Origin of the sequence: Mesorhizobium sp. L-8-3 (assembly GCF_016756615.1) — a bacterium.
GTDB lineage: Bacteria > Pseudomonadota > Alphaproteobacteria > Rhizobiales > Rhizobiaceae.
Window position 1 is genome coordinate 895,262 of the sequence record NZ_AP023262.1, and the last position, 20,565, is coordinate 915,826.

The 20,565-nt window shown below is 65.3% G+C and carries 20 protein-coding genes; 7 read left to right on the forward strand and 13 right to left on the reverse strand.

The window, feature by feature from the left end:
* Positions 1 to 23: 23 nt before the first annotated feature.
* From JN302_RS04135 to yddG, 5 genes are all read left to right on the forward strand, one after another.
* Positions 24 to 452, forward strand: a complete 429-nt coding sequence (locus JN302_RS04135) for an Lrp/AsnC family transcriptional regulator (protein WP_202310234.1) — start codon at positions 24 to 26, stop codon at positions 450 to 452.
* 168 nt (positions 453 to 620) lie between these two features.
* The gene (locus JN302_RS04140; protein ID WP_202331943.1) at positions 621 to 1,325 is read left to right on the forward strand and encodes an SDR family oxidoreductase; all 705 of its coding nucleotides are present in this window, start codon (positions 621 to 623) and stop codon (positions 1,323 to 1,325) included.
* A gap of 32 nt (positions 1,326 to 1,357) precedes the next feature.
* Positions 1,358 to 1,594 (forward strand): GNAT family N-acetyltransferase, encoded by a 237-nt coding sequence (locus tag JN302_RS39880; protein ID WP_202331945.1) that lies wholly within the window; start codon positions 1,358 to 1,360, stop codon positions 1,592 to 1,594.
* A gap of 75 nt (positions 1,595 to 1,669) precedes the next feature.
* Positions 1,670 to 2,425, forward strand: a complete 756-nt coding sequence (locus JN302_RS04150) for a helix-turn-helix domain-containing protein (RefSeq protein ID WP_210382584.1) — start codon at positions 1,670 to 1,672, stop codon at positions 2,423 to 2,425.
* Between the two features lie 84 nt (positions 2,426 to 2,509).
* The gene (yddG, locus tag JN302_RS04155) at positions 2,510 to 3,412 is read left to right on the forward strand and encodes an aromatic amino acid exporter YddG (RefSeq protein ID WP_202331949.1); all 903 of its coding nucleotides are present in this window, start codon (positions 2,510 to 2,512) and stop codon (positions 3,410 to 3,412) included.
* 100 nt (positions 3,413 to 3,512) lie between these two features.
* Here yddG and JN302_RS04160 read toward each other — a convergent pair whose 3' ends face one another.
* From JN302_RS04160 to JN302_RS04220, 13 genes are all read right to left on the reverse strand, one after another.
* Positions 3,513 to 4,325, reverse strand: a complete 813-nt coding sequence (locus tag JN302_RS04160; protein ID WP_202331951.1) for a BtpA/SgcQ family protein — start codon at positions 4,323 to 4,325, stop codon at positions 3,513 to 3,515.
* Positions 4,326 to 4,371: 46 nt separating this feature from the next.
* Positions 4,372 to 4,965: a peroxidase-related enzyme gene (locus JN302_RS04165; RefSeq protein WP_202331953.1), complete on the reverse strand. Its 594-nt coding sequence runs from the start codon at positions 4,963 to 4,965 to the stop codon at positions 4,372 to 4,374.
* 108 nt (positions 4,966 to 5,073) lie between these two features.
* Positions 5,074 to 6,909, reverse strand: a complete 1,836-nt coding sequence (locus JN302_RS04170) for a heavy metal translocating P-type ATPase (protein ID WP_244742934.1) — start codon at positions 6,907 to 6,909, stop codon at positions 5,074 to 5,076.
* Between the two features lie 206 nt (positions 6,910 to 7,115).
* Entirely contained in the window at positions 7,116 to 7,910 is a 795-nt protein-coding gene (locus JN302_RS04175; protein ID WP_202331955.1) for a sugar isomerase domain-containing protein, read from the reverse strand.
* A gap of 67 nt (positions 7,911 to 7,977) precedes the next feature.
* Positions 7,978 to 8,724 (reverse strand): GntR family transcriptional regulator, encoded by a 747-nt coding sequence (locus JN302_RS04180; protein WP_202331957.1) that lies wholly within the window; start codon positions 8,722 to 8,724, stop codon positions 7,978 to 7,980.
* A complete protein-coding gene (locus tag JN302_RS04185; protein WP_202331959.1) occupies positions 8,721 to 9,596 on the reverse strand; it encodes an ROK family protein in 876 nt (291 codons plus the stop codon). The genes JN302_RS04180 and JN302_RS04185 overlap by 4 nt, the downstream gene beginning before the upstream one ends.
* Positions 9,593 to 10,441 carry a carbohydrate ABC transporter permease gene (locus JN302_RS04190; RefSeq protein WP_202310245.1) on the reverse strand — a complete coding sequence of 283 codons (849 nt, stop codon included), beginning with the start codon at positions 10,439 to 10,441 and terminating at the stop codon, positions 9,593 to 9,595. The genes JN302_RS04185 and JN302_RS04190 overlap by 4 nt, the downstream gene beginning before the upstream one ends.
* On the reverse strand, positions 10,438 to 11,334 hold the full coding sequence (locus JN302_RS04195; protein WP_202310246.1) for a carbohydrate ABC transporter permease: 897 nt from the start codon (positions 11,332 to 11,334) through the stop codon (positions 10,438 to 10,440). The genes JN302_RS04190 and JN302_RS04195 overlap by 4 nt, the downstream gene beginning before the upstream one ends.
* Before the next feature lie 63 nt (positions 11,335 to 11,397).
* The gene (locus JN302_RS04200; RefSeq protein WP_202331961.1) at positions 11,398 to 12,693 is read right to left on the reverse strand and encodes an ABC transporter substrate-binding protein; all 1,296 of its coding nucleotides are present in this window, start codon (positions 12,691 to 12,693) and stop codon (positions 11,398 to 11,400) included.
* 171 nt (positions 12,694 to 12,864) lie between these two features.
* Positions 12,865 to 13,479: a PIN domain-containing protein gene (locus tag JN302_RS04205; protein WP_274609255.1), complete on the reverse strand. Its 615-nt coding sequence runs from the start codon at positions 13,477 to 13,479 to the stop codon at positions 12,865 to 12,867.
* Positions 13,436 to 13,876: a helix-turn-helix domain-containing protein gene (locus JN302_RS04210; RefSeq protein WP_202310248.1), complete on the reverse strand. Its 441-nt coding sequence runs from the start codon at positions 13,874 to 13,876 to the stop codon at positions 13,436 to 13,438. The genes JN302_RS04205 and JN302_RS04210 overlap by 44 nt, the downstream gene beginning before the upstream one ends.
* A gap of 274 nt (positions 13,877 to 14,150) precedes the next feature.
* On the reverse strand, positions 14,151 to 15,062 hold the full coding sequence (locus tag JN302_RS04215; protein ID WP_244846188.1) for an alpha/beta fold hydrolase: 912 nt from the start codon (positions 15,060 to 15,062) through the stop codon (positions 14,151 to 14,153).
* A gap of 188 nt (positions 15,063 to 15,250) precedes the next feature.
* The gene (locus JN302_RS04220) at positions 15,251 to 18,868 is read right to left on the reverse strand and encodes a hydantoinase B/oxoprolinase family protein (RefSeq protein ID WP_202331965.1); all 3,618 of its coding nucleotides are present in this window, start codon (positions 18,866 to 18,868) and stop codon (positions 15,251 to 15,253) included.
* A 138-nt stretch (positions 18,869 to 19,006) separates the two neighbouring features.
* On the opposite strand from JN302_RS04220, the gene JN302_RS04225 reads away from it, so the two are divergent.
* Positions 19,007 to 19,984: a TRAP transporter substrate-binding protein gene (locus tag JN302_RS04225; protein WP_202310250.1), complete on the forward strand. Its 978-nt coding sequence runs from the start codon at positions 19,007 to 19,009 to the stop codon at positions 19,982 to 19,984.
* Positions 19,985 to 20,037: 53 nt separating this feature from the next.
* On the forward strand, positions 20,038 to 20,562 hold the full coding sequence (locus JN302_RS04230) for a TRAP transporter small permease (protein WP_202310251.1): 525 nt from the start codon (positions 20,038 to 20,040) through the stop codon (positions 20,560 to 20,562).
* Positions 20,563 to 20,565 lie beyond the last annotated feature (3 nt).

Genomic DNA, 20,565 nt, shown 5'->3' on the forward strand with positions numbered 1-20,565 from the left:
TTTCGACGATCGGATTCGACAGAATGCTGAGTGATGCCGACCAGGCCCTGATCGCTTTGTTGCGCGAGAACGCGCGGATGCCGGCGACCGAACTCGCCAGGAGACTCGGCGTGTCGCGGGCGACGTTGCAGAGCCGGCTCGAAAGGCTTGAACGGCGCGGCGTCATCACCGGCTACGGCGTGAGGCTCTCTTCAGAGCACGAAGCCAATCTGGTGCGCGCCCATGTGCTGGTGACGGTGCTGCCGAAACTGTCGACCTCGGTCGAGGCGGAACTGCGCCGCATCCGCGACGTTCGCACATTGCATTCGGTGAGCGGCAATTTCGACATGATCGTCATCGTCGAGGCCCAGTCGGTCGCCGACCTCGACAAGCTCATCGACCGGATCGGCGCCCTGGATGGCGTGGAGCGGACCCTGTCGTCGGTCATCCTGTCGACCCGGATCGAGCGCTGAGCCGCGCGCCGGCCAACCGACGCCCATGCCGGTCTGGACGGCCGCGATGACCACGTGGAACACACTTTGGCCGATGAAGTCGCACGCTCTGCCACTGTTCGAAGGCTTGCAAAATGCGAGATGGAGGCGAATTCTCTGCCGCCCGCGAAATGAGCATAGGAGAGAGCTATGGCAGTGGAAAAAGTGGCGGTCGTCACGGCAGGCGGCAGCGGCATGGGCGCCGCAGCGGCGAGACGCCTCGCCGCTGATGGCTTCAGGGTCGCGGTCCTGTCGTCCTCCGGCAAGGGTGAGGCGCTGGCGGCGGAACTCGGCGGCTTGGGCGTGACCGGCTCCAACCAGTCGAACGACGACCTGAAGCGGCTCGTCGATGGCGCTTTGCAGCGCTGGGGTCGCATCGACGTCCTCGTCAACAGCGCCGGTCACGGCCCGCGGGCCCAGATCATCGAGATCAGCGACGAGGACTGGCACAAGGGCATGGACACCTATCTGATGAATGTCGTCCGCCCCACGCGACTGGTCACGCCGATCATGCAGAAGCAGAAGGCGGGCGTCATCATCAACATCTCGACCGCCTGGGCTTTCGAGCCGAGCGCGATGTTCCCGACCTCGGCCGTGTTCCGCGCGGGCCTTGCCGCTTACGCCAAGATCTTCGCCGACGCCTATGCGGCAGACAATGTGCGCATGAACAACGTGCTGCCGGGCTGGATCGACAGCCTTCCGGCAACCGAAGAACGCCGCGACAGCGTGCCGATGAAGCGCTACGGCACCAGCGAGGAGATCGCCGCGACCGTCGCTTTTCTCGCATCGGACGGAGCGGGCTACATCACCGGCCAGAACATCCGCGTCGACGGCGGCCTGACCCGGTCGGTCTGATCCTGCCGGGGGCCGGCCTTGCCCGCCCTGAATTGTGGACGCTGACGCCATGGGTCGGCGGGCTCTGGGTCGCGCCGGATGCGCGTCGGCGCGGCGTCGCATCTGCGCTCGTGGCCTATGCCGCCGAAAAGGCGCGGGAACAGCGCGTCCGCGCGGTCCATGCCCTCACCGCCGGAGCGGAAGTTGTCTTCCGGCGGCTCGGCTGGCAACGGATCGCTTGTCGACTGATCGAAGGGCAAGATTATCGCGTGCTTCGGATGGCGCTTTGACCTTTTTGCCTTGAGTTCGTCACGCTGTTGATGGAAACCGGAGGCGAGAGGGCGAGGACGCCCGGGAGAAAGATGATGTCGCCGCATTCTGAACGGCTCGATATCAGGAGCTACAGCGGTGAAGTGCAATCGCATCGGCACGACTACCATCAGGTGGTGCTGCCGCTGAGCGGCGTCATGGACATGGAGATCGACGGCCGCGGCGGTCTCGTCGCGGCCGGGCGCGGCGCCATCATCGCGACCGATGCAACGCATGCCTTCCAGGCGCCGCCCTCGGGACGTTTTGTGGTGGCGGACCTCCCTGACGATGGAAACTCGGCCCTCTGGACTGAGGCCGAGCTTTTCCGACGTACCGCCTTCTTCACCATCACGCAGCCGCTGCAGAGCCTCATCGACTATCTGGCGGCGACGATCGACATCGTTACCCCGGCCGCGCGAAGCCACTGGTGCGGGCTGCTCGTCGAGACGCTGAACGCATCGCAAGCCGAGCCGGCCACCGCCGCAGACATGATTGTCGAACGGGCGATCCGTTTCATGCGGGCGAAGCTGGAGCAACCGATCACCGTCGCCGACATCGCAGCCGCGGCGGGCGCGGGCGAGACGCGGCTTCACGAGTTGTTCCGCCAGAGAACCGGCGATACGCCGCATGGCCGGCTCGCGGAATTGCGGCTCGATGCGGCCTGCCGCCTCCTGACCACGACGTCGCTGCCGATCGCCGAGATCGCCGTAAGGACCGGTCATGCCGACCAGAGCGCGCTCACCAGGAAGCTGCGCATCTCGCGCGGCGTCACGCCCGCCGTGCTGCGGCGCGGTCGCGGAGCCTCTGGATAGACTTCCGGACTTCTCGACTATCCCGTCCCTGCCCGCCTCGGGCAGAGTGGTCTCCTGTTTTACGGGACATCGGGAAGACAAGGAATGGGCGACGGCAGAGGGCGGGCGACGATCATCGGAGGCATCGCGATCCTGCTTTGGGCAGCGCTCGCTCCGCTCACCGTATTCACGACAGGCATACCGCCTTTCGAATTGCTGGCGCTGAGCTTCGCCGTCGCCTTCCTGAGCGGGATCGTCCTGCTCGGATTTCGTGGAAGCCTCGCCGAGCTGCGCCAGCCTGCCGCCCCCTGGATGACCGCCTTCTTTGGTATCTTCGGCTATCACGCGCTCTATTTCTACGCGCTGAAGGCGGCGCCTGCGGCCGAAGCCAGCCTGATCGCCTATCTGTGGCCGCTGCTGATCGTGCTTTTCGCCGCGCTTCTGCCCGGCGAGCGGCTGGCCGCGCGGCACGTCGCTGGAGCATTGCTCGGCCTCGGCGGTACCGCACTGATCATACTCGGACGCGCGCCGTCCGCCACCGCCGACGCCTCGCTGTCGGGTTATGCGGCGGCCCTGATGTGCGCGCTGCTCTGGTCGGCCTATTCCGTGTTCAACCGACGCTTCGGGGCGACGCCGAGCGGCATGATCGTCGGCGTCTGCGGCGCGGTGGCCGTCGCCGGCGGCGCCTGTCATCTCCTGTTCGAGACGACGGTCGCGCCGACATCTGAACAGTGGCTGGCGATCGTCCTGCTCGGCGTCGGGCCGACGGGCCTGGCCTTCCTCGCCTGGGATCATGCGACCAAGCACGGGCACATTTCCCTGCTCGGCGCCCTGTCCTATCTCGCGCCGCTGCTGTCGACCGCCCTGCTGGTCGCGATGGGCAATGCACCGGCTACCGTCCGGCTTCTGGCAGCGGCCTTGCTCATCATCGGCGGAGCGGTGCTGGCGACAGGCATCGGCGGCGGCCGCAGGCGTGCAGCCGCCACTGCCTCCCGAGCCCGCGCCTAAAGCGCGTCGCGATCTTTCAGGTTCGCTTTACGCGCTTTGGGGATTTGTTCTTACGCATGTCTTTGTCCCGAAACCCGTTCCCACATCAGGGAGACATACTCTACTTCCGCGCCTCGCGTGCCAGGCGCATGAACTCCGCCGCGCGGTCAGGATCGACCGGGTTCCAGGTATTGCCGTCGACCTTGAGCGAGGAACCCACGATGCAGCCGTCGGCGACGGAAAAGACGTCGGCGACCGTTGCATGGCGCACGCCGGTGTTGACCAGCACCGGGGTACTTCCGCTCACCTTCTTGACGGCCTCTACCTCGCTCAGCGGCGCGGCTTCACCCGTAATGTTGCCGGAGACGAGGATGGCATCGGGCAGGCTGGAAAAGATCGCGCTGCGGGCGCGTTCCGGCAGGCTGCGACGGTCGATCGAATAGGCGAACTCGGCCGAGATGTTGTTGAACAGAGCAAGGTCTGGGCGCCCGACATGGTTGCGATACCGCATGGTCTCGCCGGCATTCGGCGTCCAGGGCCCCATGTCCGAGGCATAGTTGCCGGTGAGGATCTCGCGGATGAAGGCGGCGCCGGTCGCCGCGGCGAGCGCGACGGACGCCTTGGGGTCCCAGAGCACGTTGACCCCGAACGGCACCGTCATCTCGCTGCGCAGCCGGCCGATGACGAAACCCATGGCGGCGGTCGAAGCGACGTCGACCTTGAGTTCATAGGGCCGGTCGTTCTCGTTGCCGAACATGAGCGCGTCGACACCGGCCGCCTGCAGCGCAACGAGGTCCTTGCGGGCGCGATCGACGATGCCGTCGATGCCGGACGCAGCGTCGTGGAGCGGCGCCCCCGGCAGCGGGTCGAGATGGACCATGGCAATGACCGGCTTGGTGTCGCCGAAGATGCGTTCGAACTTGGTTTGCGTCACGGCTGGCAATGCCTCCCTGAGCTCGGAAAAAGCCTCTGGCGCGGCTTCAGCGCGCCATCGCGTAATATTCGACGTTCGGTTCCATGGCGACGCCGCTGGCCACGCGGTTGGACATGTTGAAGAAGCCGGCGACGAGCACGACGTCCCAGATGTCGCGGTCGGAGAAGCCCGCCCGGCGCAGAGCCTCGCGGTCCTCGTCGCCGATCTCGGCGGGGCGCTCGGTGATCTTCCAGGCGAAGTCCAGCATGGCGCGCTGCCGATCGGTAAGCGTGGCGGCGCGATAGTTGGCGACCAGCGTCTCGGCGAGATGCGGATCGCCGGAATGATAGCGCACGGCCGCCCCATGCGAGACGAGGCAATAGTGGCAGTGGTTCACCGAGGACACCACGACCGCGATCATCTCGCGTTCCAGCTTGGACAGGCCGGACGGCGCCAGCATCAGGTCGTCCACCATACGGACGAAGGCCTCGAGCTTGGCCATGTCGAAGGAATAGGCCTTCAGCACATTGGGAACGAAGCCGAGCTTCTCGTCGCACTTCCTGTAATACTGCGTCATCGCTTCGGAAAGCGGCGCGGGCTCGACGTCGAGCCCGGTGAGCGGACGCTCCGCGGCGGCGGTTTCGGCTTTGTCCTTCGGCATGGCAGGCACCCTCCCAATGTTGCGGCTTCGGCGGCAGCCGCGTGCGGACGCTGGTACACCGGCGCAGTCCGGAGCGCCAGCATTCGAACGGGGATCGGAGCGCGGGACCTATCGCAACGCCCTCAACGCATTGAGGATGACCGCGACATCGATCGCCTCCTGGGCAAGTGCGCCCGCCACCGGCGGCAGGTAGCCGAAGGCGGCGACGACCATCGCGACAACGGAAAGACCGAGGCCGACGAGCACGCTCTGCATGGCGATCCGCCGCGTGCGGTGCGCGGCCCGGACGGCAGCGGTCAGGGTGTCGAGGCGATCGACCAGGAGAACCACGTCGGCGCTTTCGGAGGACGCGGCCGATCCGCGCGCGCCCATCGCAACCCCGACATCCGCGCTCGCCAGGGCCGGCGCATCGTTCACGCCGTCTCCCACCATCATGACCGGCGCCTGCACCCGCTCCTTCTTCACGATATCGACCTTCGTCTGCGGATCGAGCTCGCCAAAGGCGTCGGCGATGCCGAGTTGCCTGCCGATCGCGGTCACCACATCCTGCCGGTCGCCGGAGGCCAGGACCACCCTGGTGACGCCGCTGTCGCGCAATGCATGTAGCATCGAAGCGGCGTCGGGCCGCACCCGGTCGGCCAGCATGACGATCCCGGCGATCTCGCCATCGATCGCAACGGCGACCACCGCCGTGCCCTCGGGCACGCCCTCGCGCAACGCGTAGGGGTCGCTGCGCCGGCTCCTGTCGCGCACGAAGCGGCTACCGCCGACGACGACCGAGTGTCCGTCGACGGTGCCCGACACCCCGGTGCCCGCCACTTCGCTGACCTCGGTCGGCGGCGAAAGGTGCAGGCCGCGTTGATGGGCGCCGACGACCAGCGCGTCGGCAATGACGTGGTTGGACGCCTGGTCGAGCGAAGCGGCGAGCCGCAACACCTCTTCGCCCGCCCAGCCGTCGGCTGTCCTGATGCCGGTGATCTCGGCCCTGCCGAAGGTCAGGGTGCCGGTCTTGTCCAGGATGGCGGTGCGGACCTTGGCGAGCGCTTCGAGCGCGCCACCGCTCTTCATGAGTACGCCGAGCTTGGCCGCCCGCGACATGCCGGAGATGATCGCCACCGGCAGAGCGAGGATGAGCGGGCAAGGAGTGGCCACCACGAGCACCGCGAGCGCCCGAATCCTATCCCCAGTCGCCCACCATGCCGCTCCAGCAATGAGCAGCGTCAACAGCAGGAACCAGATCGCGTAGCGGTCGGCGATCCGAACGCTCGGCGCCTTGCTTTCCTGAGCCTGTCTGACAAGGCGGACGATGTTGGCATAGGTGCTCTCCCCGGCCGGACGGACCGCGACCAGGTCGAACGCGTCGCCGACATTGGTCGAGCCGCTGAGGATCTCGTCGCTCTGCCGCTTTTCGACGGGAATGCTCTCGCCGGTGAGAGCGGACTGGTCTACCAGCGCCTCGCTCGACGCCACCGTCCCGTCGACCGGCACGACCTCGCCATGGCGAACCAGGATGCGGTCACCCTTGGCCAGCTCCTCGATGGCCACCTCGTCGAGCCGGCTGTCGACATAACGCATTGCCGTCCGGGCGACGCGCCCGAGCAAGGCGGTCATCTCGCGGCGGGCGCGGCGTTCCGCATAACTCTCCAGAAGCTGGCCGCCGGCATACATCAGCGCCACGACGTTTCCGGCCAGCGGTTCCCCGAAAGCGAGCGCAGCCGTCATGGAAAGGGCCGCAACCAGATCGAGGCCGACCTCTCCCCGACGCAGGCTGGTAAGGATCTCCACGACGAGCGCCGCGAGCACCGGTAGCGTGCAAGCGGCCCAGATCCAGCCGGCCCAGTCCCCTCGACCTCCGAACCAGACAGAACCGCCCGCTGCCAGGCCGGCGACCGCAATGACGACCAGCAGGCTTCGGATCCTGAAAAGCGGCAGAGCGATCGGCAATGGATGTCCCGCCTGTGCGTGCGGCGACCGTTCGGTCGGCATGTTCCGGTCGGAAATGAAGCACGGGATATGCGTGGGAGGAAAGGGCTTTGGCCGCCGGGCCGCAATCGCGGCAGCGCCGCGCGGCCAAATGGACGCGCGGTGCTGCCTTTTTTCGGATGTTCGGAACGTCCCGGTGGACCAGAGGAAGCGCTCCGGCAGTCGGATCAGGCGTCGCCCTGCATGCGCCCCTTGAAGAAGTCGAGGTGCTTCTGCTGCGCATCGATCATGCGCTCGCGATACTTGCCGTAGATGACGTCGGTGTCGTGCAGCGTCACGCCGGCGATGGTCGGCGAGGCGAAGGTCGGCAGCTCGACGCCGCGCTCGCCGAGCCTGGCGGCGGTGCGGGCGACCAGCTCATGCATCAGCATCATGGCGAGCACGGTCGAGGAGCCGGCGACCGGACGCGTCCAGCCCTCTACGGGCACGATCGCATCCTCGATCGGCGAACGCGTGTCGATGACGATGTCGGCCGCATCGGCCAGCCGCTTGCCGGAGGAATGGGTGGCCGGCTTGTCGAGATTGTGCGTGCTGGTGATGGCCACGACGAACAGGCCGCGCTTCCTGGCGTAAAGTGCGGTATCGATGCCCGAGGCATTGCGGCCGCTGTGGCCGAAAATGACGATGCTGTCACCGGGATTGAGCGGCTGATGGTCGAGGAACTTCTCGGCATATTTCTCGGTGCGCTCGAGCCAGAGCAGTTCGCGGACGCCGCCGGCGCCGAGCACATTGTGCCACATCACGCGCGGATCAGTCAGGGGGTTGAAGCCGACATAGCTGCCGTAGCGGGGGAATGTCTCCTGGCAGGGCAGCACCGAATGGCCCGATCCGTAGAGATGGACGAGGCCTTCGTTTTGAAGCGTGTCGGCGAGCTTCGCGGCCGTCGTCTCGAGCGCGGATTCGTTCTTCTCCGCCGCTTCCTCGGCGAGCTTGACGAGGCGGCTGATATAGAGGGAGGACATGGGGTTTTTCACTTTCCTTGTTGAAGTCAGGGATGCCTTGTTTGAACCAGAGCTGGCCTTGTTGAAGTCAGAGATGGAGCTTCGAGCGGATTTCGTAGCGGTCGCCACGCATCGTGGAGGCGGTGAATTCGAAGGGGCCGATGGCGTCGGAGGTGATGCGCTCGACCATGAAGACCGGGCTTCCCGGCGCGATCTCGAGCAGTTCGGCCTCTTCCGGCCCCACGGCGCCGACCCGAAACACCTCGCGGGCCTCACGCGGAGTGATACCGAAACGATTGCGCAGCGTGTCGTAGAGCGAAGCGGCCGGATCGGCCTTGTCGAGGAAGCCGGCGACGCGCGAGACCGGCATGTAGACGGTCTGGATGCCGATCGGCGCCTTGTTGCCGAGCCGAAGGCGGCGCAGCCTCACGGTAGGCGCGCCGAGCTTGACCTCCAGCGCCCCGGCGACATCGGGTGCGGCGGGAACCTCAGCGAGTTCGAGCACACGCGAGCCGACGACAAGACCGAGATTCGCCATCTCCTGGGTGAAGCTCGTCAGCCCGCGCACGCCGGCGATCACCGTCGAACTACGCACGAAGGTGCCGCGCCCATGCTCCCGTCTGAGCAGCCCCGATTCCTCGATGTTGCGCAAAGCGTGACGGGTGGTTATGCGGCTGACCCCCAGCATCTGGCTGAGCAGTTCCTCATTGGGGATCTGGGTGCCATCCTTCCAGGTCCCATCGGCGATAAGCGACCGCAGGGCCTGCTCGGCCTGATGCCAGAGCGGTTCCGGCCGGTTGCGGTCGGGCTTCGGAAAAACGCCGATCCCGGTCATCGAACCTCCTCCCAGTTCTGTCCCCTGAACGCGGCGATGCCCGCGCCGGCGAGGCTGGCGCCCGCGCCGAACGCTCCCGATGTCAGCGTGATGCCGCGCAGGTGCGGCGGCAACTGGCGGCGCAGCGCCGACAGCACCGGCGCTTCCAGCACATCCAGGGCTGCCGCGACACCGCCGCTGACCAAAATCTTCTGCGGGTCGAGAAGCGCGACAGCGCCGGCAAGGGCGGTGCCGAGCGCGCCCGCAGCGCGGCCAAGCAAGCGGAGCGCTTCGCCGTCGCCGCTCCGCGCCCGCTCGATCAGCGCCGCGCCGTTCTCCAGCCCCGCCTCCGCCGCGAGCCGGTCGAGCGCGCGGCCGGAGGCGTTGCGCTCCAACCAGCCGTCCCTGTCGTCGCCGGGATCCGAAGGGTCCGCCGAGGCCCAGCCGAAGGATGCAGCCCCGCCCCTTGCGCCGCGCAGGATGCGGCGGCCCGACAGCACCGCCGAGCCGATGCCGGTGCCGATCGCCAGCAGGATCGCGTCGCTCAATCCGCTTGCCGCGCCGGCACTCGCTTCGGCCAGCAGCGCGAACTGCGCATCGTTGCCCAGGGCGATCGAGACGTCGGGAAACGCTTCCGAAAGATCGAGGCCGTCGAGATAAGGAAGATTGGGGATCCACACGCAGCGCGTGCCGAGGGCCAGCCCCGGCACGGCGATGCCGAGCCGCTTGATGGAATAGGCGACAAGCAGCCCCTCGACCAGTTCCTGAAAAGCGGCGCGGCGCGCCGGGGCCGGCCAGGACCCGACCGGCCGGATCTCCGCCGGTCGCGCCGCGTCGGCGAGGCCGGCGCGCATATTGGTGCCGCCGAGGTCGATCGCCAGCGCGCGGCTCATCCCTTCACCCCCGAGCCGACGATGCTGTCGACGAAGAAACGCTGCAGGAAGACGAACATGACGAGCGGCGGCAGCACTGCCAGGGTCGCGCCCGCCATCACCAGATTGGTGTTGAGCGCGCCGCGATTGTAGCTCAGGAGGCGGCTCAGGCTGATGACGATCGGGTAGTCGTCGCTGCTGCCCTGGAGAACGGTGAGCGGCCACAGATAGGTGTTCCAGTGGTAGACGAAGGCGAACAGCGTCAGGGCCGCGATCGCCGGCACGATCGCCGGGGCGACGATCGAGAAGACGATGCGCAGTTCCGAGGCGCCGTCGATGCGGGCGGCGTCGATCAGATCGTCGGGGACGCCCGCGATGAACTGGCGCATCAGGAAAATACCGAAGGCATTGGCGAGATTGGGCACGATGACGCCGATCAGGCTGCCGTTCATGCCCAGATAGGTGACGAGGCGGTAGAGCGGGATCAGCGTCACGATCGGCGGCAGGAACATGGTCGCTATCATCACCGCGAAGAGCACGTTGCGCCCGGCAAAGCGATATTTGGCGAAGGCATAGCCGGCCATCAGGCTGGTCACCACGATGCCTGTCGTGGTGACGGTGGCGATAACAGCCGAATTCAGGAAGGACCGCCCGGCATTGATCACGCCGGCGACCTCGCCATAGGCGCCGAAACCGGGCGAGCGGGGCAGCCAGACCGGCGGCGTCTGCATCGTCTCGGCCGGTGTCTTGAGGCTGGAAAGAACCATCCACAGCAGCGGAAAGGCGGCGATGACCGCCAGGAACACGATGAGCGCGAGCAGCAGCGCGTCGGACGGCCGCCGGCGACGGTTTCCATAGGCCCTCATGCGTCGTCTCCCTCGCGGCGGCGGGCGAAGGCAAAGAGCGCCACGATGATGACGACCAGCGCCAGCATCAAGGTCACGGCCATGGCAGAGCCCAACCCACCCTGCGCGCGTTCTATGCCGACCCGGCGGATGTGGTAGGTGAGCACATTGGTCGAGCCCGCCGGGCCGCCCTGGGTTATGAGCGCGACCGGCTCGAAGACCTGGACGGCATTGATGACGGCGATGACCGCGCTGAACAGCAGAGTGCGCCGCAAGAGCGGCAGGGTGATCCGGAAGAACTCCTGCAGCGGCGGCGCGCCGTCGATCTTGGCGGCCTCGTAGATGGACGGCGAAATCTGGGTGAGGCCCGCCACGACGAGCACGGTGAAATAGCCGACCTGCTGCCACACATTGAGAAACACGATCGAGACCAGCGCCGTGTCGGGCGAGGAGAGCCAAGGCTGGGGGCCGAAGCCGAGCCAGCCCAGGATCTGGTTGATCGGGCCCTCGCTCGGCGAATAGAGCTTCGACCAGACCAGCGCGACCGCGATCATCGGGACCATATAGGTCGAGAACAGGATCGCCCTGAGCGTCTCGCCGCCGGCCACGCGCTTCTGATAGACGAGCAGGCCCAGCACCACCGAGAGCGGCAGGATCATCAGCACGGACAGCACCGTATAGATCGCCGTGTTCACCAGCGCCTGCTTGAAGTCGCGGCCGACCGATATCGGGCCGAAGATGTCCTGGTAGTTGCGCAGGCCCACGAAGCGGGCGGTTTCGAACCCGGTCTGCGTCGACCAGTTGTGGAAGGACAGCCAGATGGTCAGCGCCATCGGGATCAGGATGAACACGCCGATCAGCCCCGCTGCCGGCGTGAGCATCACCCAGATGGATTTTTTGCGGAGCGTGGCCATCAGTCGTTTTCCGGGATCAGCGGATGCGGCCGAAGCCGCATCCGCCTCTTCTGTCCGAACGCGTCACTGGGCGGCGCGCTCGAGGATCGAGGCGGCGTCAGCCTGGGCGTTGGCCTGGGCCTCCGCGGCGGTGACCTTGCCGTATTCGAGCGATTCGACGACCTGCTGCAGCGATTCCGAGAATTCCTGGCCGCCGAGCACCACGGGGAAGGCCTGCGCATTGGCAAGCGTCTCGACATAACCCTTCAGGAACTCGCCGCCGAGCTTGGCCTGGTGCGCCTCGACGTCGGAGCCGCGCGACGGCAGGATGCCCATGGACACCAGGATGTCGGCCATGGCCGAGGCGCCGTTCTGGCCGGAATCCTTGCCGTTGAGCCAGGCGAGGAAGTCCCAGGCGGCCTTCTGCTCAGCCTCGCTGGCGCCGGCATTGACCACCGTCATCCAGGTATAGGAGATCGACTTGGCGCTTTCGCCGCTCGGGCCGACCGGGATCGGCGCGGTCGCGATGTCGGAGAACCTGTCCCCCATGCCGGCCTTGAGCGCGCTCTCCCACCAGTTGGCCATAATGATCATGCCGGTCTTGCCCGAGACGAAATTGTCGAGGAAAGGGCCCGTCGTGTTGGCGTCGGCGGTGCCCATGGCCGGATCGGTGTAGCCCTCTTTCACCATCTCCTCATAGAGCGCGAAGGTCTCACCGGCCGCCTTGCTGTCGAGGGCGGGCTTGCCGTCGGCAACAAGCTGTCCGCCGTTGGAGACCAGCAGCGAGGCGAAGGGGTGCACGACGCCCGCCGCCCAGGAGTTGATCAGCCCGAAGCCCTGCTGCGTGACCTGGGTGCCCTCCTTCTTGGTCAGCTTGGCGGCGGCGTCCTTCAACTCGTCCCAGGTCCGGGGCGGCGCGGCGATGCCGGCCTCGGCGAAGAGTGCCTTGTTGTAGTTCAGCGCATAGACGTTGATCTCGTTGGGGATGCCGTAGACCTTGCCGTCGACCGTCGCGGCGGAGGCGACGCCGGCCGGCCAGGCCGACTTCACTTCAGCCGAAACGGCGTCCGGAGCGGGACCGACCAGCTTGTCGCGCACCAGCTCCGGCAGCCAGAGGTCATAGATACTGGCGATGGTCGGGCCGCCGGCGCCGCCCTGCGAACGGATCGTGGTCAGGAGATCGCCGAAGGGCACGGCGCGAACGGTGATGGTGACATCGGGGTTGCTCGACGAATAGCTGCGCGCAGCCTCTTCCAGCCTGGCCACCGTCTCCGGCGCCCAATGAGTGAGATATGACAGGTTGACCGGCTCGGCCAGGGCGGTGCCGGGCAGCATGACCATGGCGGTGAGCGCATATTTCAGTCGCGAGATCTTGTTCATGATTATCCTCCGGAGGAGCAGCCGGTTCGGCGCTCGACTGGAATGGTTATAACAACATAACGTCCTTGGCAAGGACGCGCGGACACCATGGCGACGGACCGCCGCGACAACGCCGTTCGACCGGGTATCGAAAGAGAATGGTCTCGACCGGAGCGCGCGGGTGGTCTGCCTTCAGAGCAGGTCTTCGAACTTGCGCAGTTCGCTGACGAGCAAAGGCAGGCCCTGCGCCTCGAGCGTAGCGAGGTACTCGCCGCCGCTTCTCGGCGGGCTTTTCAACCGCGCACGGCAATTTCGGGCAGCAAGGACAACTGCCGCCGGATCAAGCCCGAACTGCTGATAGAGAAAATCGTCAGGGTGAAGAATTTCCAGCTCGTAGCGTTTTGCAACCTCGGCAGGAAAATCCTTGAGGTTGACGGTGACGATCGCGTCGCTTCCACTGTGTATCGCCGCGGCAAGCACATGCCGATCGTCAGGATCGGGCAACTCCAACACGGGGATCAGCTCTTCGAACCCCTCGACCAGGCTCCCGAGCACACTGTCGTCCATCAGCCGACGCGTACGCATGAGACGATCGCGGCTGAGATCGGGACGAGCCTTCAACAGGTTGCGGATCCATTCGTCGTGGATGATATCGGACCAACGTGCTCGAAACATGCCGCTTCCGGCAAGTTCTAGCAGGAAATCGCGCAGCGGTGCAGGATACAGCACGCACGCGTCGAGAATGACCGTGTAGCCGGCGATCCTAATAGCCCATCCCCATTTCCTGGGCTTCGGCGGCCAAGGCATCGAGAGCCTGACCTCGCGCGGTTTCCTGCTGCCGCTTGAAGGCTTCAAGATCGCTGAACCTTATGCGCCTGTGCGTTCCAACCTTGTGGTAGGGAATCCTGGATTGCTCCAGCAGCTTGACCACATGGGGCCGCGAAACGTTGAGATATTCAGCCGCCTGGCGTGTCGTGAGTTCCGCATGCACCGGGATCAGAGTAACCGCGTTTCCCTGTGACATTTCGGTGAGCAGATGCGTAAGCAATCTTGCCGCCGCGACGGGAAGGGTAAGTTCCTCACCATCGTCGAGGCGGATGCGCAGGCCGTTCTTGCCGCGACGCGACAGGATCCGGCTCGCCTTAGCCGCCAATTCCGCATCGTCGGCCGTGGGCACGATCGTATCGGGGTGTTCGAGCAACATCGTCGTTCTCCCTGTTCCCCCGGCCCGCAACAGGCGGAACCATCAGGCATATGCTCTATATGGGCAATATCGTCTGCAAACGCAATAAACGAAACGGTAGTTGGAACGGCTTCGACCGCCGCCGGCGCTCGCCGACTGCATACTTGTCATGCACGGCTTCGCGATCGCCCCTGAATTCGATAGCGACCAACGGCCACGAAACGGCGAGCCGGACGATCATGTCGGCGATCCACGCCTCGGCCAGGGAAGCATGGTCCCGCTGTCGTGACGGCGACTACGACGCGCCGGCCTTGAAGAAGGCGGACAGTGCGGCGAGCGTCGCTTCGGGCGCCTCTTCGGGAATGAAATGGCCGGCGTCGACCTGCACCTCCTCGGCCTGCGGCGCGAAGGTGCGTTTCCAGACCTGCGGCGGCGTTTCGGCCTTGGCCGCTTCGCCGCGCGTGAGATAGCTGCTCCACAAAAGCAGGGTCGGGCAGGCGACGCTGCGGCCCGCCGCCAGATCAGCCTCGTCCGCTTCGACGTCGCTCGTCGCGCCGGCGCGATAGTCCTCGCAGAAGGCGTGGATCCGTTCCGGCTGCATGTAGGCCGCGCGGTAGGCCGCATGGGCACGCGGATCGAACGCATCCAGCGAACCGCTGCTCGACCATCGCGCCAGAAGCGCGTCGAAATAGGCGACAGGGTCCTTGCCGATCTCGTCCTCCGTTTGCGGCGAGGGGCCGGCAAGATAGGTCCAGTGCGGCGCGGAGAAACTGCCGCTCCGGATCTGCGTCCAGAAGATGCTGGTCGGAACGATGTCGAGCAGCGCCAGCCGTTCCAGCCGGTCGGGATGGTCGAGCCCCAGCCTGTAGCCGACACGCGCTCCGCGATCGTGTCCCGCCAGCGAGAAACGCTGGTGACCGAGCTCGCTCATGGCCGCCACCACATCCTCGGCCATCCGGCGCTTGGAATAGGTCGAACGGCCGTCGCCGCGCGGCGCGGCCGAGGCGCCGTAACCGCGAAGGTCGAGGCAGACCACGGTGAAGTCCTTCGCCAGGGCCGGCGCGACACGATGCCAGCAGACATGCGTCTGGGGAAAGCCGTGAAGGAGCACGAGCGGCGGCCCGTCTCCGCCGACACGGGCGAAGAGCGGCCCGCCGGGACCTTTCAACCTGTCGCTCCGGAAACCGGGGAAGAGGTCGTCACCCATGCATTCCTCCATGCGATGCGTCCCGGCCTCCCGGGAGGCGCGGCCCTGTCCGTCAAACGTCAGATCATCGACAGTTAGCACGCATTCGGCGAACTCGAACAATCCGATCGGGTTGGCCTGACGAATTGCCTCAAGCTTCGACGATGCCCGCGAGGAGGGCCGCAACCTCACGGACAAGGAACTCGTTTCTACGCCTTCTTGCTCGAAACCGCGCCATAACCGCCGCCGCCTGGAGTGTTCATCACGAAGACATCGCCGGGCGCCATGAGCGCCTCGTCGTTGCCCTTCAGGCGCACGATGGTCCCGTTCTTGCGCTCGACATGGTTTTCGCCGGTTCGGCCGGGCTGGCCTCCCGCGGCACCATGGGGCGACACGTCTCTGTGTGAGGAGAGGACCGTCGCTGTCATCTCTTCGAGGAAGCGTAGCCGCCGGGTGATGCCATCACCGCCGTGCCATTGGCCGGCGCCGCCGGATCCGCGCCGGATGGAAAATTCCTCGACCCGGACGGGGAAGCGGGTTTCCAGCACCTCGGGGTCGGTCATGCGGGTGTTGGTCATGTGGCTGTGGACGGCGCTGGCGCCATTGAAGCCCTTGCCAGCGCCGGTGCCGCCGCAGATCGTCTCGTAGTTCTGGATGCGCGCGTTGCCGTAGACGAAGTTGTTCATCGTCCCCTGTGACCCCGCGACCACACCGAGCGCACCATAGAGCGTGTCGGCGATGGCCTGACTGACCTCGGTGTTGCCCGAGATAACGGCGGCCGGATATTCCGGGTTGATCATCGAACCCCTCGGTGCCTGGATCTCGATTGGCTTCAGGCAACCTTCGTTCATCGGGATATCGGCGCCGACGAGGGTGCGGAACACGTAAAGAACCACCGCGCGGCAGATCGAGAACGGAGCGTTGTAGTTGAACCGATCCTGTTCGGACGTGCCTGCAAAATCCACCAGCGCCGTGCGCGCCGAGTGATCGACGGAGATCTCCACCTTGATCTCAGCCCCGCTGTCGAGCGGATAGGTGAAAGAGCAATCCTTCAGCACATCGAGCACCCGGCGTACGCTTTCCTCGGCATTGTCCTGCACATGCCCCATATAGGCCCGCACCACGTCCAGCCCGAACTGGCCGACGATGCGCGTCAACTCCTGCGCGCCGGTCGCGTTCGCCGCGATCTGGGCGGCGAGGTCGGCCATGTTCTCGTCGATGTTTCGGCAGGGATAGCGACCCGACGCCAGGAGATTCCGCGTCTCGGCCTCGCGCAGGATGCCCTGATCCACCAGCAGGAAGTTGTCGATCAATACGCCTTCTTCGTCGATATGGCGGCTATCGGGCGGGGCGGATCCGGGAGTCTTGCCGCCGATATCGGCATGGTGCCCGCGCGAGGCGGTGAGGAAGATGACGTCCTTTCCGTCCGTGTCGAAGACCGGGGTGATGACCGTCACGTCAGGCAGGTGGGTGCCCCCATTGTAGGGATTGTTCATCATGAAGACGTCGCCGGGGCGGATCTTGCCGGCGTTCTCGCGCAGGATCGTGCGCACGCTGTCGCTCATCGAGCCCAGATGAACGGGCACATGCGGGGCGTTGGCGACAAGATCGCCGCTCGCATCGAAGACCGCACAGGAGAAATCGTAGCGTTCCTTGATATTCACCGAATAGGCGGTGTTGGCGAGCGTGGCGCCCATCTGGTCAGCGATCGACATGAACAGGTTGTTGAACACTTCGAGCATCACCGGGTCGACGCTGGTGCCGATGGCCTCCTTGCGCTGACGCGGTTTGACGCGGCGAAGGACGAGCCCGCCACCCGCCAACCCTTCGGCCCGCCAGCCGGGTTCGACCACGTTGGTGCCGATCGGCTCCACGACGATCGCAGGTCCGTCCACCTTCGTTCCGGCGCGCAGCGCCTCGCGCCGCACCAGCGGCACGTCGCGCCACCCGCCTTCGGTGAACATCCGCGCGATCCGCTCCCCGCTTTCCTCGGCCGCGTTCGGTTCGAAGGAAACACCCTCGCCCGTCGATCCGACCGCCTCGGCGGTCAGGAGGTCGATGATGAGATCGTCATAATCCGGGACGAAACCGAAACATTGTTTGTGCGCCGCATCGAATCCGGCCCGCATCTCGGATTCCGACGCAAAGGGCACCGGCAGGGTCTGGTGCGATCCGGGCGTGCGGATATGGGCCGTCAGGATCACGCCGATCTGCGTCTCGGCGATCCCCTGCCCTGAGACGTCCTCGCGCGCCTGTGCGCCGATGCGCTCCAGCACCTCCCGCGCCCTCGCGACCTCGCAGAGAGAGGCCGCGAATTGATGCTCGCGGATGGCGCGAATGTCGGCCAGTCCCATGCCGAAGGCCGAAAGCACCCCGGCGAAGGGATGGATATAGATGCTTCCCATCCCCAGAACGTCCGCCACCTGGCAGGCGTGCTGACCGCCCGCACCACCGAAGCAGTTCATGGTGTATTTGGTCACGTCATAGCCGCGCTGGACGCTGATCTTCTTGATCGCATTGGCCATGTTCTCGACTGCAATGCGCAGGAAGCCTTCGGCGAGCGTCTCGACGCCGATCTCGGCCTCACCGGTCTCGGCGGCGATTTCCGCGGCCAGGGACCGGAACTTTTGGCGCGCGGCCTCCACATCGAGGGGCATGTCTCCGCCTGGTCCGAAGACGGCAGGGAACTCCTCGGGTTGCAGCTTGCCCAGCACCACGTTGCAATCAGTCACCGCGAGCGGCCCATCCCGGCGATAACTCGCGGGGCCGGGATTCGCGCCAGCGCTTTCCGGGCCGACCTGCATCCGCCCTTGGCGGTAGGACAGGATCGAGCCGCCACCGGCCGCGACAGTGTGGATGCTCATCATCGGCGCGCGCATCCGCACACCAGCCACTTCGGTCTCGAAAGAGCGCTCATACTCTCCGGCGAAGTGGCAAACGTCGGTCGAGGTACCGCCCATGTCGAACCCGATCAGCTTGCCGAACCCGGCCTCTTGAGCCGTGCGCACCATGCCGACGACCCCGCCCGCCGGCCCCGAAAGAATCGCATCCTTGCCCTGGAACAGAGCGGCATCCGTCATACCGCCATTCGACTGCATGAACATGAGCGTCTTGCAGCCGCCGTGATCGGCGCCAAGCGCATCGCCGACCTGGCCGACATATCGCCGCAGGATGGGTGAGAGATAGGCATCCACCACCGTCGTATCGCCTCGCGAGACCAGCTTGATGAGCGGGCTGACCTCGTGGCTGAGCGAGATCTGCTCAAAGCCCTGCTGACGGGCCATCTCGCCGATTCTCCGTTCGTGGTCGGGGAAACGATATCCGTGCATCAGGGCCACCGCGACGGAGCGGAAGCCCTTCGCATAGGCGGCGCCTAGCGCGTCGCGCACCTGGCTCAGCTTCATCGGAGTCACGATCTTGCCTTCGGCGTCGAGGCGTTCTTCCACCTCGATGACCTTCTCATAAAGGAGTTCGGGCAGCACAATCTCCAGATCGAAGAGCCTCGGACGGTTCTGATAGCCTATCCTCAACAGGTCCCGCATCCCCCGGGTGATCAGCAGAACTGTCCGGTCGCCCTTTCGTTCCAGAAGCGCGTTGGTGGCAACTGTCGTGCCCATCTTCACCGCGTCGATCGCGCCTTCCGGAATCGGATCGTCTGCCCCGAGCCCAAGAAGCTCCCGGATCCCCTGAACGGCTGCGTCCCTGTATCGCTCGGGGTTTTCCGAGAGCAGCTTGTGAGACTGAAGGGAACCGTCCGGCCGACGCGCAACGATGTCGGTGAAGGTGCCGCCCCGATCAATCCAGAAGTCCCATTTGGCATGAGGCATGAGAAAACTCCCGATTCCATTTTTTTGTTGATTTAACTACAAAACGATGACATTTTGTCAACGTGTCTTTTCGGCCTTCATTGCGTCACGAGAACGCGGGAAAGATTCGACGAGTGGGAAGCTCACAGGGAGAACAAAATGACCTTCATTTCGCGTTCCATACTGGCCGCGGCCTTTGTCGCTGCGGTAGCGGCCAGCAGTGTCGCACGGGCGGACAACTGGGACATGCCGACCCCATATCCGGATGCGACCTTTCACACCGCAAACATCCGGACCTTCGCCCAGGAAGTAGCCGACAAGACCGACGGCGCGGTTACGATCACCGTCCATTCGGCGGGGTCGCTGATCAAGCACGGCGATATCAAGAATGCGGTCCGCAGCAGCCAGGTTCCGATCGGCGAGTTCTTCCTGTCCACCCTCGCGAACGAGGACGCCGCCTTCGGCGTGGACTCAGAACCCTTCGTGGCCACCAGCTATGAAGACGCCAAGAAAATGTCGGATGCCCAGAAACCGGTCATCACAAAGCTGCTCGAGAAGCAGCGCCTGATGCCGCTCTTCTCGGTTCCCTGGCCGCCCCAGGGCCTCTACACGAACAAGGAGATCAAGACGGTCGACGATCTCAAGGGTCTGAAGTTCCGCGCCTACAACGCCGCGCTGGAGAAATTCGCCGCCGCGGCGGGTGCCGCCCCGGTGCAGGTCGAGGTTCCGGATATCCCGCAGGCGTTTTCGACCGGCCAGGTCGAAGCGATGATCACCTCGCCTTCGACCGGCGCGAACGGAAAAGCGTGGGACTACGTATCCTACTACACTCCGATCAATGCCTGGGTGCCGAAGAACGTCGTGGTGGTGAACAAGGCCGCATTCGACGCGCTGGACGAAGCGACCCGAAAGGCTATTCTCGACGCTGCCGCTGACGCCGAAAAGCGCGGCTGGGAGATGAGCATGAAGGAAACCGACGCAAAGACCGAGGAACTCAAGGCCAACGGGATGAAGGTTGTCGAGCCGAGCGCGGAACTCCTGGAAGGGCTCAAGGCGATCGGCGCCAAGATGCAGGAGGAATGGGCCGCGGGCGCATCCGAGGACGCCAAGGCCATCATGGCCGAGTATAACAAATAAGCGTCGAGGGGCCGGCTGGAAGAGCCGGCCCGCTCATCTCAGGGGCCGGAAACATGCGACGGACACTCGACGCGTTGTATTCGATCAGCGGCGGTCTGGCCGCGATGTTTATCTGCATGATTTGCCTGCTCGTCTGTACGCAGGTCGTCCTTAACGTCATTGCAAAGATCGGGATATTCGGGCTGTCCCCCACCATCCCGTCCTATGCCGATTTTGCAGGTTATTTTCTTGCGGCTTCGTCTTTTCTGGCGCTGTCGTATACGCTGCAAAAGGGTGGGCATATCCGTGTCACCTTACTGACCGGGGTCACCGGAGACCGCGTCCGGTTCGGGCTGGAGATCTTCGTTCTCGCGATATGCGCGGCCACAGCCATCTTTGCCGCGCGCTATATGGCTAAGCTGACCATGGATTCGTGGGAATTCGGGGACGTATCTTCGGGTATCGTCGCGATACCGCTGTTTGTCCCGCAGGCGGTCATGCTGCTCGGTCTTGTGATCTTTGCCGTGGCACTGGTCGACCTTCTCGTCCAGACGATCCGGGCTCGGCGCCCGGTGATCGAAAACGCGTCGACGGAGTGACGG

What these genes read in the sequence shown, in the direction of transcription:
- JN302_RS04135 (WP_202310234.1), top strand. Translation starts at nt 24, where the DNA reads ATGCTGAGTGATGCCGACCAGGCCCTGATCGCTTTGTTGCGCGAGAAC.
- JN302_RS04180 (WP_202331957.1), bottom strand. Translation starts at nt 8,724, where the DNA reads ATGACCGGGATCGGCGTTTTTCCGAAGCCCGACCGCAACCGGCCGGAA.
- JN302_RS04190 (WP_202310245.1), bottom strand. Translation starts at nt 10,441, where the DNA reads ATGAGGGCCTATGGAAACCGTCGCCGGCGGCCGTCCGACGCGCTGCTG.
- JN302_RS04165 (WP_202331953.1), bottom strand. Translation starts at nt 4,965, where the DNA reads ATGCCGAAGGACAAAGCCGAAACCGCCGCCGCGGAGCGTCCGCTCACC.
- JN302_RS04220 (WP_202331965.1), bottom strand. Translation starts at nt 18,868, where the DNA reads ATGCCTCATGCCAAATGGGACTTCTGGATTGATCGGGGCGGCACCTTC.
- JN302_RS04230 (WP_202310251.1), top strand. Translation starts at nt 20,038, where the DNA reads ATGCGACGGACACTCGACGCGTTGTATTCGATCAGCGGCGGTCTGGCC.
- JN302_RS04150 (WP_210382584.1), top strand. Translation starts at nt 1,670, where the DNA reads ATGTCGCCGCATTCTGAACGGCTCGATATCAGGAGCTACAGCGGTGAA.
- yddG (WP_202331949.1), top strand. Translation starts at nt 2,510, where the DNA reads ATGGGCGACGGCAGAGGGCGGGCGACGATCATCGGAGGCATCGCGATC.
- JN302_RS04175 (WP_202331955.1), bottom strand. Translation starts at nt 7,910, where the DNA reads ATGTCCTCCCTCTATATCAGCCGCCTCGTCAAGCTCGCCGAGGAAGCG.
- JN302_RS04200 (WP_202331961.1), bottom strand. Translation starts at nt 12,693, where the DNA reads ATGAACAAGATCTCGCGACTGAAATATGCGCTCACCGCCATGGTCATG.
- JN302_RS04210 (WP_202310248.1), bottom strand. Translation starts at nt 13,876, where the DNA reads ATGTTGCTCGAACACCCCGATACGATCGTGCCCACGGCCGACGATGCG.
- JN302_RS04195 (WP_202310246.1), bottom strand. Translation starts at nt 11,334, where the DNA reads ATGGCCACGCTCCGCAAAAAATCCATCTGGGTGATGCTCACGCCGGCA.
- JN302_RS04215 (WP_244846188.1), bottom strand. Translation starts at nt 15,062, where the DNA reads ATGGGTGACGACCTCTTCCCCGGTTTCCGGAGCGACAGGTTGAAAGGT.
- JN302_RS04185 (WP_202331959.1), bottom strand. Translation starts at nt 9,596, where the DNA reads ATGAGCCGCGCGCTGGCGATCGACCTCGGCGGCACCAATATGCGCGCC.
- JN302_RS04140 (WP_202331943.1), top strand. Translation starts at nt 621, where the DNA reads ATGGCAGTGGAAAAAGTGGCGGTCGTCACGGCAGGCGGCAGCGGCATG.
- JN302_RS04225 (WP_202310250.1), top strand. Translation starts at nt 19,007, where the DNA reads ATGACCTTCATTTCGCGTTCCATACTGGCCGCGGCCTTTGTCGCTGCG.
- JN302_RS04205 (WP_274609255.1), bottom strand. Translation starts at nt 13,479, where the DNA reads ATGCCTTGGCCGCCGAAGCCCAGGAAATGGGGATGGGCTATTAGGATC.